The organism is Promicromonospora aerolata, from assembly GCF_042682255.1.
Taxonomy (GTDB): domain Bacteria; phylum Actinomycetota; class Actinomycetes; order Actinomycetales; family Cellulomonadaceae; genus Promicromonospora; species Promicromonospora aerolata.
The window spans coordinates 2,149,845-2,164,499 of record NZ_JBHUHF010000001.1; the positions used below are offsets into that span (position 1 = coordinate 2,149,845).

A 14,655-nucleotide genomic window follows, 5' to 3' on the forward strand; every position below is an offset into this window, starting at 1 on the left:
TCCTCCGGAAGCAGTTTCCCGACGCACGCTTACCATTCCCTCATGTCTGACCTCAAGGCCACATACCTGGCGTACCTGGACGCTCTGAACGACCGTCGCTTCGGCGACCTGACCGAGTTCGTCCACGACGACCTCACCTACAACGGCAAGATGCTCACCCGCCAGGAGTACGCCGACATGATCGCCGCGGACGCGCAGGCCGTGCCGGATCTGCACTTTGACGCGCATCTGCTCACCAGCGGCGATGACCTGGTCTCCGCCCGGCTCTGGTTCGACTGCACCCCGACCGGAGCGCTCTTCGGGCTCCGGCCAACGGGCCAACGTGTCTCGTTCGCCGAACACGTCTTCTACCGGTTCCGGGACGGGCGTATCGCGGAGGTCTGGTCCCTCATCGATCGTGACGCGGTCAGAGACCAATACGCCGGCTGACTTCGGCCGTGCGAATAAGGCGTCCGGGACAACGGCGGCCCGCTGGCGCCTGGACTCAGCAGCCGCGAGGCGGCGGCTCAACGTCTCCGGCGACAGGCACGTGCCGACCCGCCGGAGTCCGCGAGCGGCAGGCCGGCGTACCTCGACGGGCCGTGGACGATCGTGTGCGAGTACGACCGGTACCCGACCATCGATTCTTCGCCCCGGGCCCGTTCCTCGGCGCACTGGTCCTGGCGGCCGTCGTCATCGGCATCGGTGTCGGCCTGTTCCGGTGGGCGTGGCGCCCGAAGTCGCCCAAGCAGCCTGACTCGCCGGCCGAGGAGCCATGAGCCCGGGCGTGCTGTACGTCGTGGGGCGTGCACGTCGTGATCGACTCGGCCCGGGCGAGCCGCACGAGTCGGCAGCGGACGCCGCGGACGGCTTCCCGTGGGAAGGGATCCTGGACACGCTTACTCCCACGGGCACATTGAAACCACCCCACCGCCGCGGGCGTCAGCCGCCCACGGCGGATCCAGGCGTTGAAACCAAGCCAGCGCCTTGTTTGCGCGCCGGTGCGCACGGTCGAGCAGAGCGGGGCACCGCTGTGGCTTACCTGATCAGGTGGTCCTCCGGCTTCTCCCCCAACGCGCTCAAGGCGTCGGCGAAGTCGGAATGCCTGCTCATCGGGAACCACGGCAGTTTTCGCAGATTGCAGGGCCTGATCGCCACGCGCTGATCACCATCGGAGACCTCGAGGTCGTAGACGCCCGATCCCGTGATCCCACCGGACCTGACCATGCTGACGCCTCCGGGAGTACGCCGCACCGTCCACCGCGGACTGGTGTCACCGTAGCCCCACACCTCGACAGCATCGCGCAGGACCACGAGGATCACCGCCGCAGACTTCGCCGTCGCGTAACCACCGAGCGGGATCTGACCGAGCACCAGCGGCCAGCCCGGCCGCAACCGCTCGACCCGCCGGACCATCCGTGCGCACTGCCTGCGCCCCACGGCCAATATTGGCAGGGCCGCGACGACGATGAACATGGCGATACCGGCGACGACCACAAGCGCTTCGAGGACGGCGCCTGGACCGTTGGTGATCCAGGTGATGATGACTGGTGGGAGCACAGCAACGACCACGACGACTGAGGCGAGTCCGATCCAGAGCTTGGGGATCCAACGACGTTCCGCGACCAGGTCGATCGGCAAGGGGCTTCGGTCGCTCGTCATAGGCGCCATGTATAGCAGCGTTGAGGTTCTTACTGGGACTGTGTGAACGGAGCTTGCGGCATACATGGTCAAGGCGCTGTCCGGTCCGCGCTGACCGGGAAGGCAAGGAGTCACTCGGCACCCGAAGCGTCGCCACCGCGGCACTACGATCGAGGGTGTGCGACTGTTCGAGAACCTGACCGCCACGCAGGAATCCGCCTGGCCGGAGCTGCGCAGCCTCGTCGGCGAGGCGTCGGTCACCGCCAGGGCCCTCGACGCCGACGAGCCGACCAGCCGCCGCACGCTCGAACAGCTCCAGGTCACCACCGGTTCCTTCCTCGGTGCCGTGGTCGTGCACACCGGCGGGCTCCTGATCGACCAGGGCTGGCTGCGCGTCTACGGAAGCCCTACGCCGGGCGGCCCTGGCCACCTGCCTGGCCTGGCCACGGTGAACGGCTTTCCGCCCACCCCCGAGGCCACCTGGTTCCCGGCACACGGGCTCGTCGTCGCCCACGACGTCCTCGGCGGTACCTATGTGCTCAACGGGAGCGATCCGGCCGCCGTCGCCCGGCCGGGCGGTTCGGGCGAGATGATCTACCTCGCGCCGGACACCCTCCAGTGGGAGCCCCTCGAGGCCGGCTACGCGGCGTGGCTCGCCTGGGTGCTCGACGGCGGCCTGGCCGACTTCACGGAAGGGCTCCGGTGGGACGGGTGGGATGCCGAGACCCGCGGCCTGCGTGGTGACCACGGGCTGGGCCTCCTTCCTCCGCTGTGGTCCAGGGAAGCCCATGCGGATCTCAGCGCCACCGGACGTGCTGCCGTACCCATGGCCGAGCTGGTCTGGGCCATCCGATCGGCTGCCGCGCAGATCGACGGTTCGGATCCTGGACCACTCGGAGCGCTCGATACCCGCGAGCCCGACTCTCGCTGACATCGGGCGGGGCCCACCTGCGCGGAGATTTCCGCCCGCCGTCGGCAACCCTCGTTGCGGGTGACCTGGGCTCGTGCTTACGTCGACGATATGAGCGGAACCTCCGGCCGTACCCGCAACGTCTTCGTGCTCGGCATGACCGATCTGCAGCGCGAGGAGCTGGAGAGCGTGCGGGATGCCGCGCGCTACTCGTTCCGCTCGCTGCTCAGCTACGACACGCTCGTCCGGGACACGGACTACGACTTCGATGCGCTGCTCGACCAGGCACGCGCCCAGCTCGCGGACTTCTCCGGGCCGATCGACGCCATCGTGTGCCACTGGGACTTCCCGAGCTCGCTCCTGGCGCCCATCCTGTCCAACGAGCACGGCATCCCCGCCCCGTCCGTGCCGAGCATGCTCAAGTGCGAGCACAAGTACTGGAGCCGGCTGGAGCAGCAGCAGTCGATCCCCGACGTGGTCCCCGGGTTCACCGCGTTCGACCCGTTCGCCGACGACGCCCTGGACCAGGTGCAGCTGCCGTACCCGTTCTGGGTGAAGCCGGTCAAGGCGCACTCGTCGAGCCTGGGGTTCGAGATCCACGACGAGCAGGAGTTCCGGTCGGCCCTCGACGCGATCCGCGCGGAGATCACCGACGTCGGCGACGCCTTCAACCAGGTACTGAGCCGCGTGGACCTGCCGGAGCGCGTCCGTGGGGCGGACGGGAACGCCTGCCTCGCCGAGGAGGTCATCACCGGCATCCAGGCCGCCCCGGAGGGCGTGGTGGCGCAGGGCAGGTTCAGCGTGCACGGCATCGTCGACATGCACCGGGACCCTTCCGGGCACAGCATCGACCACCTCGACTACCCCGCCGCGACCATCCCGGACGAGGTACAGCAGCGCATGGTCGACACCGCGGAGCGGTTCATGCGGCACATCGGCTACGACAACGGGGCCTTCAACGTCGAGTACATGTGGAACCGCGAGGCCGACCTGCTGCGGCTCATCGAGGTGAACACGCGCATCTCCCAGTCCCACACCGAGCTCTTCCTCAAGGTCGACGGCACGTCCAACCACGAGGTGGCCATCGACGTCGCGCTGGGCGAGACCCCCGAGATGCCGCGCCGGCAGGGCCAGTTCGCCGTCGCCGGGCAGTGGCACATCTTCCACGACGACGACGCCGTCGTGCGCAGTATCCCCGGGGAGCAGGAGCTGGCCGCTGTCGAACGCGCGCTCCCGGGCACGAAGGTCACCCTCCAGGTGGCGCCCGGCGACCGGCTCTGCGACCTGCCGCACCAGGACAGCTACCGGTTCAAGCTCGGCAGCGTGTACCTGGGGGCCGACGACCACGAGCAGCTCGCCGAGCGGTTCCGTCAGGCGGTGGACCTGCTGCCCTTCGACCTCGACCCCGTGCGCGAGGAGGACCCTGGATGAGGACAGTCACCGACCTGCCGTACGAGGTCGAGACCGTCGAGAACGTGTTCATCCCGCTGCGCGACGGTCAGCGAGTGGCCGCGCGGATGTGGGCCCCGGTCGACGCGGCGTCGCGTCCCGTCCCCGCCGTCGTGGAGTACATCCCGTATCGCAAACGGGACGCCACCCGTGGCCGGGACGCCTACAACCACCCGTACATCGCCGGGCACGGCTACGCCTGCCTGCGGGTGGACCTCCGCGGCAGCGGTGACTCCGACGGGGTGCTGGTGGACGAGTACCGCGCCCAGGAGCTCCACGACGCCGAGGACGTGATCGCCTGGCTCGCGGAGCAGCCGTGGTGCGACGGCAACGTCGGGATGATGGGCATCTCCTGGGGCGGCTTCAACGGGCTCCAGGTGGCCGCCGGCGCGACACCCGCGCTCAAGGCGGTCATCAGCGCGTCGGCCACCGACGACCTGTACGTCGACAACATGCACTACATGGGCGGCTGCCTGCTCGCGGACAACCTGTCGGAGGCGACGGTGATGTTCGCGTTCAACAGCCTGCCGCCCGACCCCGCCGTCGTCGGCGACCGCTGGCGCGAGATGTGGCACGAACGGCTCGAGGGCAGCGGGCTGTGGCTGGAGACCTGGCTGCGGCACCAGCATCGGGACGACTACTGGAAGCCGGCGTCGGTCTGCGAGGACTACTCCCGGGTGCGGTGCCCGGTGATGGCGGTCGGCGGCTGGGCCGACGGCTACACCAACGCCATCTTCCGGCTCCTGGAGCACCTCGACGTCCCCCGCAAGGGACTGATCGGCCCCTGGGGGCACCGCTACCCGCACCTCGGCGTGCCGGGCCCGGCCATCGGCTTTCTCCAGGAGGTGGTGCGCTGGTGGGACCACTGGCTCAAGGGCGTCGACACCGGCCTCGAGGACGAGCCGATGCTGCGCGCGTGGATGCAGGACAGCATCCCGCCCAGCGCCTCCTACGAGGACCGGCCCGGCCACTGGGTCGGCGAACCGAGCTGGCCGGCCCCCGGAGTCGAGGACCGGGAGTACCGGTTCACGCCCCACCATCTGTCACCGGTGGGCGGCCAGGTGGCACCGGAGGGCGGCGAGTCCGACGACCCGCTCGTGAGCCTGCGCTCTCCCCTCAGCGTGGGGATGTTCGCCGGCAAGTGGGCGTCCTACTCGGCGGTGCCCGACCTGCCGTACGACCAGCGCGAGGAGGACGGCGGCGCCCTCGTGTTCGAGACGGAGCCGCTCGACGAACCCCTGGAGATCCTCGGCCTGCCCCGCGTCGCGCTCGAGGTCTCCGCCGACCGTCCGGCGGCCCAGCTCGCGGTGCGACTGTCCGACGTCGCCCCGAACGGCGAGGCGACGCGCGTGACGTACGGGGTGCTGAACCTGACGCACCGCGAGGACAGCGAGGACCCCCAGCCGCTCGAGCCCGGCCGCACCTACCCGGTGACGGTCCAGCTCAACGGCATCGCCCAGGCGCTGCCCGCCGGGCACCGGCTGCGGGTGTCGATCTCCACGTCGTACTGGCCGTTGATCTGGCCGAGCCCCGAACCGGCGACCGTGACGATCCGGACCGGCAGCAGCGCCCTGCACCTGCCGGTCCGGCACCCGCGCCCCGACGACGAGCACCTCCAGCCCTTCGGAGACCCGGAAGCCGCCGAGGAGGAGCCGACGACGGTGCTCGCCACCGGCGAGCACTCGTGGCGCGTCACGCGAGACCTCGCCACCGACGTCTCGACGCTGGCGATCGTCAACGACCAGGGCACCTTCCGCCTCGAGGACACCGGCACGGTGATCCACCGCGACACCCGCGAGTGGTACAGCTTCCGCTGGAACGACGTCACCTCCGCGCGCGGCGAGACCCGGACCGTCCGACGGCTGGAGAACGGCGCCGACTGGCGCGTCGAGGTGGTCACCCGCACGGTCCTGACGTGCACCGCGACCGACTTCCTGATCAACGCCCAGCTCGACGCGTACGAGCTGGACGAGAACCAGGGCGACCCGCGCGTCTACTCGCAGAACTGGCAGCGACGGATCGCCCGGGACCTGGTCTGAGGCGCCGCGCCACGGACCCGGACACCCACTGAGCTCGCTCACGACGACGCAGGCGCCGGCGGACGCGCTGGTGCTGGACAGAGATCACCCTTGCACGTGCAGGTGATTACCTGCATATTGGATCCATGCCCACACAGCAGGACGCGCTCGACCCGGTGTTCAAGGCACTGGCCGACCCCACCCGGCGGCTCCTCCTGGACCGGCTGCGCGGGCAGAACGGGCAGACCCTCACCGAGCTCTGCGGCAGCCTCGAGATGGCCCGCCAGTCGGCGACCCAGCACCTCGACCTGCTGGCGCAGGCCAACCTCGTCGTCGTCGTACGACGCGGGCGCGAGCGCCTGCACTACCTCAACCCCGCACCCATCCACGAGATCGGGGAACGCTGGATCGCGGCGTACGACGTGCCACGACTGGCGGCCCTGAGCACCATCCGAGACCGAGCAGAGGAACACGCCATGACCGAGACCACCACGAGCATCCCGACGTACGTCTACGTCACCTACATGCAGGCGACCGCCGAACAGGTGTGGAAGGCGCTCACCGACGCCGACCTCACCGCGCAGTACTGGCACCACATCAACGTGTCCGACTGGCAGGTCGGTTCGCCGTGGGAGCACCGCAGGGTCGACGGCTCGGGCACCGTCGACGTCGTCGGCACCGTGCTCGAGGCCGAGGAACCGACACGGCTCGTCCTCACCTTCGAGGACTCGCCGGAGGAGGAGCGGGCCAACGGGGCGTCCGTCGTCACCTTCGCGATCGAGCCGCAGGGCGACGTCGTCCGGCTGACCGTCACGCACGAGAACCTGCCGAACCTCGAGATGCTGAACGGCATCTCGAACGGCTGGCCCGCGGTGCTGGCCAACCTCAAGACGCTGCTGGAGACCGGCGCTGCCCTCCCGACGGCCCCCTGGCTCAAGGATTCCTGACGGGAGCCCTCACGTTGAACGTAGGCCTGGTCGCCCTCTGCGAGTTCAGAGAACGACCAGGCCTACGTTCGATCGATCCAACCCAGGGGTTGGTACCAGCCGCCGGGTCCCCGCGCCTGACCGTCGCCGCCCGCCCGGTGGCACGAGCTGACTCTCGTTCAGCAGGCTCAGGGCGACCACCGACCCGGTGATTCCGGCACCCTGGGGCCTGCTGAACCAGACTCAGCAGTACTGCTTGACCTTGACCCGAGGTCAAGGTGGAGGCTCACGGCATGACAACCTCCAGCTCCACCCCGGCAGTCGCGCACGCCTGGACGGGCATGGTCCCCGTCGACGACACGGCCCTGGCCGTCACGGATTCCGGCGGCTCCGGCATCCCCGTCGTCTACCTCAACGGCTCGTACGCCTCCCAGCGGCACTGGAAGCGCGTGATCGCCGACCTCGGCAGCAGCTACCGGCACATCAGCTTCGACGAGCGGGCCCGCGGCCGGTCCGGGCAGTCGGCGGACTACTCGTTCGAGGCGTGCCTTCGCGACATCGACGCGGTCCTCGCTGCCCGGGGTGTCGACCGGGCGCTGCTGGTGGGCTGGTCGTACGGTGCACTGCTGGGAGTGCACTGGGCGAGCCGTCACCCGGAACGCGCCCTTGGCGTGGTCGGCGTCGACGGCCCGTACCCGGCCGGCTGGACCACCGACGCCGAGCACGAGGAGATCCGAAGGGTGTTCCGCAGGATGAAGCTGATGCTGCCGCTGGCCCGCCGGCTGGGCATGGCCGCGCGTTTTTCCGGCGAGCAGCACGTGGAGGTCGCCATCGAGGCCCACCTGCTCCACGCCGCCGTCGCGCCGATCCTCGAGAAGGTGTCGGCCCCGGTCCGGTACGTCGTCGCGTCCGGGGAGGCAGTGGGCAGCCGGGACGACCTGCAGGAGCAGATGCGCAAGACCCTCGACCCGCTGCTGCTCCGCAACCCGAACCTCAAGGTGGGCGCGAAGGTCGCCAGCAACCACGGCAGCATCCTGCGCAAGGACTCCCCAGCGGTCGCCGACGTCGTGCGCGGGCTCGCAGCTTCCACCCGAACTCAGGACAGGCCCGGGCGATGAGCGGCAGGGCGAGCAGCGGCATCACGATCGGCCAGGCGGCGGCGTTCGCGGGCGTCACGATCAAGACGGTGCGGCACTACCACAAGCTCGGGCTGGTCGCGGAGCCGGAACGGGACAGCTCGGGGTACCGCCGGTACGGGTCGGACGACCTGCTGCGTCTGGTGCAGGTCCGGACATTGGCCGCCGCCGGCGTCCAGCTCGCCGACATCAGCACGCTGCTCGACGCCGACGCCGAGAGGTTCGCCGCGGCGCTCACCGGCGTCGAGCAGCAGCTCACCGACCGGATCGAGCACCTGACCGCGCGCCGCGACACCCTGCACCGCCTGGCCGACGACCGGGCGCTGCTGCCCGACCGCGCCTGCGCGGTGCTCGACCGGATGCCCGGCCTCGGCTTCGACCCCGGCTACGTCGCCGGCCAGCGCGAGGCGCTGGTGCTGTTCCGGGCGCTGGTCCCGGAGGGCTTCGACAGCTTCGTGACCCAGCTGGAGTACCGGCTCGACGATCCCGACTTCGTGCACCTGACCCAGCGCAGCTGGGACGCGCTGTCCTGGGACCCGGACGACCCGCGGATCGAGGAGCTCGCCTCGGCACTGGCGGACAACCTGTTGGCCAAGCCCGAGCTACTGGCGGTGCCGGCGGGATTCCGGGCCCGGCCCGACACGGCCGCGCGGTACGGGATGGTCAACTCCCACGGGCAGGAGGAGTGGCCGACGTCGGCCCGGCTGACCTCGCTCGTCGAGGACAAGCTCCGAGCGGCAGGCGTGCCGGTCCCCGCCGGCGAGCGGAACGGCGAGCGAGCCTGCGCCGACCCACCACCCCATGACGTCATAGGCGAGCGGACCCGCCGGGACTGACGGGTCGGCGCAGCCGGTCAGTCCCCCGTCTCCGGGGAGACGGCGAGCCGCGTGTTCCAGGGGTCCGCGAAGCGGAGCGTCTCCCCGTCGTCGGCGATCGGGATGCCGTGGAAGCCGAGGCGCTCGGCAAGCTCCTCAACATCGGACCGGGTGGGCACCAGGATCCGCACGTCGCCCAACCCGAGGGATGCGGCGCGAGGTGCGGCACCGGCGCTGCGCCACGTGTTCATACCGATGTGGTGGTGGTAGCCCCCGGCCGAGACGAACAGGGCGGAATCCCCCAGCTGCGCGGTGACGTCGAACCCCAGGGTGTCGACGTAGAACCGACGCGCGGACTCGAGGTCGCCCACCTGGAGGTGGACGTGCCCGATCGCGGCAGAGGCGCCGGCGTCGGGCTCCTCCGGGTCGTGCCACTGCCGCAGGAACTGGTTCGGGTCGAGGTACTCGCTGGCCATCGCCACCGTCCCGTCCGGGTGGACGGTCCACTCCTCGCGGGGGCGGTCGCGGTACAGCTCCACGCCGTTGCCCTCGGGGTCGGTGAAGTAGAACGCCTCGCTGACCAGGTGGTCGGCGCTGCCGGTGAAGGTCTGCGGCACGCGCTGCGCCATGGACGCCAGCGACGCGGCCAGCCGCCGCTCGTCCTCGAAGAGGATCGCCGTGTGGTAGAGCCCGGCACCTCGTGGATCCGCGCCCGGCAGGTCCCGCTCCTGGCGCAGCACCATGATCGGCACTCCACCACGACCCAGCGTCGTCGTGGCTCCGGCGTGGTCGAGGACGTCGAGCGTGACCGCCCGCTGGTAGTAGTCGGTCATCACGTCGAGGTCGCGGACGAGCAGCTGCACGGTGTTCATCCGCGTGCCGTCGGGCGCGGCCCCCGGCGTGGCAGCGACGTCCCGGCGCCACGCGGGGACGGACAGGTGCTCGCTCATGAGACCAGCGCGAGGCCGCCGGACCAGGAGATCTTCTCGGCGCCCGCGAGCGTCATCTGCAGCAGGCCGACCGCCTCCAGCTCCCGCGCCCGCTTGAGCGAGCCGGCGTCGACCCCGCGCAGCCCGGCGGCCGTGACGAGGTCGACGAGGGTCTGCTTGGCGGCCGCGTCGTCGCCGGCGACGAGCACCGTCGTCGGCACGGTGCCGACCTCACCCGTGCCGACCTCACCGGAGCCGACGCCGCCGGTCGCGAGGGTGCCGCCGAAGTTGGTGTTGAACGCCTTGACGACCTTCGCCCTGGGTACGGCGTCCTGCAGCGCCCTGGCCGCCGACGAGTCGGCGGGGACCACGAGGTCGTCGAAGGTGCTGAAGTCGACGGGGTTGGTCACGTCGACCACGATCTTGCCGTCGAACGCTCCCGAGTAGGCGTTCAGCACGTCCGTCACGGCCCCGTAGGGAACGGCGAGCACGACGACGTCGCCCGTCACCTCGTCGCCGATCGTCCCCGCCGTGCCGCCCAGCGGGCCGGCGACCGCACGCGCCTTCTCGGGGTCGCGGGCCAGCACCTGGATGCCCGTGCCGCCCTTCGCCGCGACGCCCGCGACAGCACTGCCGAAGTTTCCTGCTCCGATGACGGTGACCGTGGTCATGTCCACTCCCCAGATAGTTGTTCCTACAACCAACACTCGGAGTGTTGCACCACTTACTTGTCGCGTCAACCAAACGATAGGATGGGCTCGTGAAGCAACGCGTACCCCGGATGAACGACCAGGAGTCGGCGGCCTGGCTGGGCCTCACTGCCGTCTTCCAGCTGCTGCCTGCCGCGCTCGACCGGCAGCTCCAGCGCGACTCCGGGCTGACGCACTTCGAGTTCGTCGTGCTGTCCAGGCTGCAGCTCAGCAAGGAGCCGACGATGCGCATGACCGCGCTCGCCGAGGCCACCGTCGCGACGCTGCCGCGCCTGTCCCACGTCTGCGGGCGCCTGGAGAAGCGCGGGCTCATCGAGCGCTCCCCCTGCCCGGAGGACCGTCGCGCCACCAACGTGCGCCTGACGAGCGAGGGCCGGCGAGAGCTGATCCACTCCGTGCCCGGGCACATCGCGACGGCGCGGCGGCTGGTCATCGACGCGCTCACGCCGGAACAGCTCGACGCGCTGGCCGACATCACGGAAACGATCACCACCCGCCTAGCCCAGGACCCGACCACCCGCTGACCCCGGGGGCCGTCGCCCGGCGTCGAACGTACGCTTGGTCGCTGCGCCAGCCCCGAGAGAGCGACCATGCCTACGTTCGACGCCGGCGACCGGCGACCGGCGACCAACTGACAGCGCGAGGAGCTTGGGTGCACGGAGCAGAGCGGCCGGTGGCCGAGGCCCTCGGCGGCGTCGGCGCGGCGGGCCGGGCGCGCGCCGTCGTCTCGGCGGTGGCGCGAGAGCACGGACTGGCCGGCTCGTGGACCCGGGTGCCGGCCGGGGAGCAGTCCATCGCCTTCGCGCTGGACAGCGGAACCACCCGCTACTTCGTCAAGGTCGAGGACCAGACCTCTGCCGAGCGCGTCGACGCCGCGGCCGCGCTGACGGACGTCGCCGCACGCAACGGGGTCCCCGTGCCCCGACCGCGAACAGCGCGACACGGGGGCTGGGCGATCCCGGTGGACGGCCTGGTTCTCTCCGTGTCGGAGTGGCTCCCCGGCCGGACGCTGACCGCACCCGTCAGCCCTGGGCAGGCCGAGCAGATCGGCACCGCTCTGGGCCGGCTGCACCAGGCCTTCGCGAGACTCGCTCCCCCGCCCGTCGCGGTCACCGCCGTCGAGGAGGAGTGGCTGCGCTGGGACGAAGAGGCAGTCGTGACCCGCTGGGAACGAGCCGAGGCCCTGGTCCGCGACCGGGGCGACGACCCGGACGGGTTCGACCGGGTCGCGCTGGCGGCCCTGACCGAACGCCGTAGCTGGCTCACCGCTCTCGGCCGCGTGCTCACCGCCGCCCCGCCGCTGACCCGACAGTGGGTGCACGGTGACTTCGCGGCACCGAACCTCCTGTTCGACGGCGACCGGCTCGTCGCGGTGGTCGACTTCGCCAATGCGGGCCCGCACCTGATCGCGTACGAGCTGGGGCGCATCGCCTTCGGCCCAGAGATCGCGCTCTCGCCGAACGGCGAGGCACTCTCAGCGGCGGTGCTGGACGCCTACGTCACGGCCAACCCCGCGGCGACGGAGGCCGACGTCGCCTGGGCCGAGGCCTGCGCGTTCGTCCAGCTCGCCCGCAGCACCTACCCGGTAAGCGCACGCTACGCCGGGACCGGCCGCTTCCGGGCCGACCTCGACGACTTCTGGATCCGCCGGCAGCACACGGCCCGCCTCCTGCAAGCCCACCTCCCCCCTCTGCCCTCTGCCCTCTACCGGGGATTAAGTCCGTCGAACGCCGTGCTGGTTGCGCTATCCGGCCCCAGAACGCAACCCCCACGGCGTTCGACTTGGCTGGGTGAGGGTTTGATGGGGGCGGATTAGGCTCTCGGCGTGAGTGACAGACAACCGCTCGGGCGGGCGTTGAGGAATGTCATCGTGGCCAACGTCAGCTCGAGCCTCGGGGACGGCATCGCCAAGGTGGCGGCTCCCCTGCTCGCCGCACGGCTGACCGACGACCCGCTCCTCGTGTCCGGTGTCGCCGCCGTGGCGATGCTGCCGTGGCTGATCTTCTCGATCCCCGCCGGGATCCTGCTGGACCGGATCGACCGACGGCGGGCCATGACGCTCGCCAACGGCGTCCGCACGCTGCTCGCGGTCCTTCTGCTGGTGCTGTTCGCCACGGACGGGCTGACGATCTGGTGGCTCTACGGCGTCGTGTTCGCGTACGGGGCGTTCGAGACCATCTATGACGGCGCGCTCCGCGCCGTCCTGCCCTCGATCGCCGCCAAGCAGGACCTGCCGCGTGCGAACTCGCGGGTCGAGGCCGGGGAGATCGTCGTCGAGCGGTTCCTGTCCGGCCCGCTCACCTCGGCGCTGTTCGCTATCTCGGTGGTGGTGCCGCTCGGGATCAACGTGCTGACCTACGCGGTGGCCAGCATCATGGCGGTGTTCCTGCCGTTCGCGGCAGCCGGCAGCCACCACACCCACCCGACCGGGCAGCCGCGCGTCGCCTGGTACCGGCAGTTCACCGACGGGTTCCGCTACATCGTGGGGCACCCGATGCTGCGGAGGCTCTGGTTGATCAGCGTCGTGATCGGTCTGTGCTTCTCCGCCGCCACGGCCACGATGGTGCTCTACGTGCTGAACCGGCTCGGTCTGCCAGAAGCCTGGTACGGGGCGTACATCCTGGCCGGCGCGGTGGGTTCGCTCGGCGCGGCGGCGATCGCCAACCGGCTCAAGGAACGGTTCCGCGCCGGGCCGGTGATGGCGGTGGCGCAGACCCTGTCGCTCGCGGCGCTGGTCCTGATGGGTGCGGTCCCGGTGCTCGGCGTCGTCGCGTTCGGCTACTTCTTGTCGGCCGCCGGTACGACGGGGTGGAACATCCTGGTGATGTCGCTGCGCCAGGCCGCGATCCCGAGCCGCCTGCTGGGCCGGGTCCACGGCACGTGGCGCACGCTGCTCTGGGGCACCATGCCGCTGGGCTCGCTGCTGGGCGGACTGCTCGGCAGGATCGACCTGCGCGCGCCGTTCCTGATCGCGGGCGGCATCGCCACGCTGGTCGCACTCGTGTCGTTCCGGTTCCTGGCCGGGCTGCCCAACCCGGAGGAGCTGGAGGACGCCGACGGGGCTGCCGGGTGAGCCGCTGCCGGGTGAGGCCCACGGGGCTGCCGGGTGAGCCGCTGCCCGTCGGGCCCGACCCGGACGGCCCCGACGGGCCCGACGGGCGAACCTCAGCCGGGGTTGCCGGACCGGCCCCTGCGCACGGACCAGACGATCAGCACGATCCCGACGACGGCGAGGATCGGCCCGACGACCGCCCACAGCGTCACGCCCGTCATCGCGCTGCCCGCGAGGTAACCGAGTCCCTGGAAGGTGAAGACCAGGCCCAGGAGGACGAGGACGGTGCCGAGCACGATAAGACCTGACTTCACGACTACCTCCGAGCTGAGTTGTTGTGCATGGGCGTGAGGACGCCCGATACGTTCCGGTCAGCCCATCGAGAACAGCGGTCCCGTGATGGTCAGGCCCGGCCCCTGGCTGAACGCCCAGAAGAACGCCAGCGCTCCACCCGCGAGCGCCATGTCCTTGTTGAACTGGATCATCTCCATCTGCTTGGCCGTCGGGTCGGTCTCGCGCCAGAACCCGTGCATCATGAACGCCGTCGGGATGAGAAAGACGACGAGGAGCAGCGCGCCCAGGTCTCCCCAGACGCCGAGCAGGACGGACAGTCCGCCGAGGAGCATCAGCACTCCGGTGACGAGGGTTGCCGGCTTGGCCATCGGCACGCCCCGAGATGCGGCGTAACCGGCCATGCTGTCCGTCTGGGTAAGGTGGCCGACGGTGCTTCCGAGAAAGAGCGCTACGAAGAGCACCCGGGCAATCAGCAGTACGAGATCCATGGTGACCTCCGGTCGAGGACGTTCTCGCTCACGCTTTCTTCACACTTTAGGACGGCGCCGTCCTTCCCGTCGAGGCCGCCGACCCGCCGGATCACGCCCCTGCCCCGGCCGCCCCCACCTCCCCACCCGACACAGACGCGTGCGCCGGCCCGTGCGTCGGCCCGTGCGTCGGCGTCGAACGCTGTGTTGGTTGCGCTTTGCGGGCTCATAGTGCAACCAACACGGCGTTCGACGCCTTGGTGGGGAGTGGGGAGTGGGGAGTGGGGAGTGGGGAGTGGGGAGTGGGGGGTGGGGAGTGGGGAGTGGGG

16 protein-coding genes are annotated in these 14,655 nt (G+C 70.6%); 11 read left to right on the forward strand and 5 right to left on the reverse strand.

The window, feature by feature from the left end:
- The first annotated feature begins 42 nt into the window (after positions 1-42).
- Both ACFSL2_RS09725 and ACFSL2_RS09730 read left to right on the forward strand, forming a co-directional pair.
- A complete protein-coding gene (locus tag ACFSL2_RS09725; RefSeq protein WP_377197661.1) occupies positions 43-429 on the forward strand; it encodes an ester cyclase in 387 nt (128 codons plus the stop codon).
- A 164-nt stretch (positions 430-593) separates the two neighbouring features.
- On the forward strand, positions 594-758 hold the full coding sequence (locus ACFSL2_RS09730; protein ID WP_377197662.1) for a hypothetical protein: 165 nt from the start codon (positions 594-596) through the stop codon (positions 756-758).
- A 259-nt stretch (positions 759-1,017) separates the two neighbouring features.
- Here the strand turns inward: ACFSL2_RS09730 and ACFSL2_RS09735 are convergent, their stop codons facing one another.
- Positions 1,018-1,713: a hypothetical protein gene (locus ACFSL2_RS09735; protein ID WP_377197663.1), complete on the reverse strand. Its 696-nt coding sequence runs from the start codon at positions 1,711-1,713 to the stop codon at positions 1,018-1,020.
- 85 nt (positions 1,714-1,798) lie between these two features.
- Between ACFSL2_RS09735 and ACFSL2_RS09740 the strand changes: the two genes are divergently transcribed.
- The 6 genes from ACFSL2_RS09740 to ACFSL2_RS09765 all read left to right on the forward strand — a co-directional run bounded on the left by ACFSL2_RS09740 (position 1,799) and on the right by ACFSL2_RS09765 (position 8,895).
- Positions 1,799-2,551 carry a DUF2625 family protein gene (locus tag ACFSL2_RS09740; RefSeq protein ID WP_377197664.1) on the forward strand — a complete coding sequence of 251 codons (753 nt, stop codon included), beginning with the start codon at positions 1,799-1,801 and terminating at the stop codon, positions 2,549-2,551.
- Between the two features lie 90 nt (positions 2,552-2,641).
- The gene (locus ACFSL2_RS09745; RefSeq protein WP_377197665.1) at positions 2,642-3,961 is read left to right on the forward strand and encodes an ATP-binding protein; all 1,320 of its coding nucleotides are present in this window, start codon (positions 2,642-2,644) and stop codon (positions 3,959-3,961) included.
- Positions 3,958-6,018: a CocE/NonD family hydrolase gene (locus ACFSL2_RS09750; RefSeq protein ID WP_377197666.1), complete on the forward strand. Its 2,061-nt coding sequence runs from the start codon at positions 3,958-3,960 to the stop codon at positions 6,016-6,018. The genes ACFSL2_RS09745 and ACFSL2_RS09750 overlap by 4 nt, the downstream gene beginning before the upstream one ends.
- A 125-nt stretch (positions 6,019-6,143) precedes the next feature.
- A complete protein-coding gene (locus ACFSL2_RS09755; RefSeq protein WP_377197667.1) occupies positions 6,144-6,944 on the forward strand; it encodes an SRPBCC domain-containing protein in 801 nt (266 codons plus the stop codon).
- Between the two features lie 272 nt (positions 6,945-7,216).
- On the forward strand, positions 7,217-8,041 hold the full coding sequence (locus ACFSL2_RS09760) for an alpha/beta fold hydrolase (RefSeq protein ID WP_377197668.1): 825 nt from the start codon (positions 7,217-7,219) through the stop codon (positions 8,039-8,041).
- Positions 8,038-8,895, forward strand: a complete 858-nt coding sequence (locus tag ACFSL2_RS09765; RefSeq protein WP_377197669.1) for a MerR family transcriptional regulator — start codon at positions 8,038-8,040, stop codon at positions 8,893-8,895. Before ACFSL2_RS09760 ends, ACFSL2_RS09765 begins: the two co-directional genes overlap by 4 nt.
- Positions 8,896-8,912: 17 nt before the next feature.
- Here ACFSL2_RS09765 and ACFSL2_RS09770 read toward each other — a convergent pair whose 3' ends face one another.
- Together ACFSL2_RS09770 and ACFSL2_RS09775 are read right to left on the reverse strand one after the other, a co-directional pair.
- A complete protein-coding gene (locus tag ACFSL2_RS09770; RefSeq protein ID WP_377197670.1) occupies positions 8,913-9,824 on the reverse strand; it encodes a VOC family protein in 912 nt (303 codons plus the stop codon).
- Positions 9,821-10,474, reverse strand: coding sequence for an NADPH-dependent F420 reductase (locus tag ACFSL2_RS09775; protein WP_377197671.1), 654 nt, complete (start codon positions 10,472-10,474; stop codon positions 9,821-9,823). Before ACFSL2_RS09775 ends, ACFSL2_RS09770 begins: the two co-directional genes overlap by 4 nt.
- Before the next feature lie 89 nt (positions 10,475-10,563).
- Here ACFSL2_RS09775 and ACFSL2_RS09780 point away from each other — a divergent pair, with 89 nt between their 5' ends.
- From ACFSL2_RS09780 to ACFSL2_RS09790, 3 genes are all read left to right on the forward strand, one after another.
- Positions 10,564-11,037: a MarR family winged helix-turn-helix transcriptional regulator gene (locus ACFSL2_RS09780; protein WP_377197672.1), complete on the forward strand. Its 474-nt coding sequence runs from the start codon at positions 10,564-10,566 to the stop codon at positions 11,035-11,037.
- A 128-nt stretch (positions 11,038-11,165) separates the two neighbouring features.
- Entirely contained in the window at positions 11,166-12,329 is a 1,164-nt protein-coding gene (locus ACFSL2_RS09785) for a phosphotransferase enzyme family protein (protein WP_377197673.1), read from the forward strand.
- A 9-nt stretch (positions 12,330-12,338) separates the two neighbouring features.
- Positions 12,339-13,586 (forward strand): MFS transporter, encoded by a 1,248-nt coding sequence (locus ACFSL2_RS09790; protein ID WP_377197674.1) that lies wholly within the window; start codon positions 12,339-12,341, stop codon positions 13,584-13,586.
- A 92-nt stretch (positions 13,587-13,678) separates the two neighbouring features.
- Here the strand turns inward: ACFSL2_RS09790 and ACFSL2_RS09795 are convergent, their stop codons facing one another.
- Positions 13,679-13,879, reverse strand: a complete 201-nt coding sequence (locus ACFSL2_RS09795; RefSeq protein ID WP_377197675.1) for a hypothetical protein — start codon at positions 13,877-13,879, stop codon at positions 13,679-13,681.
- Positions 13,880-13,936: 57 nt separating this feature from the next.
- A complete protein-coding gene (locus tag ACFSL2_RS09800) occupies positions 13,937-14,347 on the reverse strand; it encodes a DoxX family protein (protein WP_377197676.1) in 411 nt (136 codons plus the stop codon).
- Positions 14,348-14,655: the final 308 nt, after the last annotated feature.

Coding starts and splice junctions, on each gene's coding strand:
- ACFSL2_RS09745 (WP_377197665.1), top strand. CDS start 2,642: ATGAGCGGAACCTCCGGCCGTACCCGCAACGTCTTCGTGCTCGGCATG.
- ACFSL2_RS09760 (WP_377197668.1), top strand. CDS start 7,217: ATGACAACCTCCAGCTCCACCCCGGCAGTCGCGCACGCCTGGACGGGC.
- ACFSL2_RS09750 (WP_377197666.1), top strand. CDS start 3,958: ATGAGGACAGTCACCGACCTGCCGTACGAGGTCGAGACCGTCGAGAAC.
- ACFSL2_RS09775 (WP_377197671.1), bottom strand. CDS start 10,474: ATGACCACGGTCACCGTCATCGGAGCAGGAAACTTCGGCAGTGCTGTC.
- ACFSL2_RS09725 (WP_377197661.1), top strand. CDS start 43: ATGTCTGACCTCAAGGCCACATACCTGGCGTACCTGGACGCTCTGAAC.
- ACFSL2_RS09770 (WP_377197670.1), bottom strand. CDS start 9,824: ATGAGCGAGCACCTGTCCGTCCCCGCGTGGCGCCGGGACGTCGCTGCC.
- ACFSL2_RS09755 (WP_377197667.1), top strand. CDS start 6,144: ATGCCCACACAGCAGGACGCGCTCGACCCGGTGTTCAAGGCACTGGCC.
- ACFSL2_RS09765 (WP_377197669.1), top strand. CDS start 8,038: ATGAGCGGCAGGGCGAGCAGCGGCATCACGATCGGCCAGGCGGCGGCG.
- ACFSL2_RS09800 (WP_377197676.1), bottom strand. CDS start 14,347: ATGGATCTCGTACTGCTGATTGCCCGGGTGCTCTTCGTAGCGCTCTTT.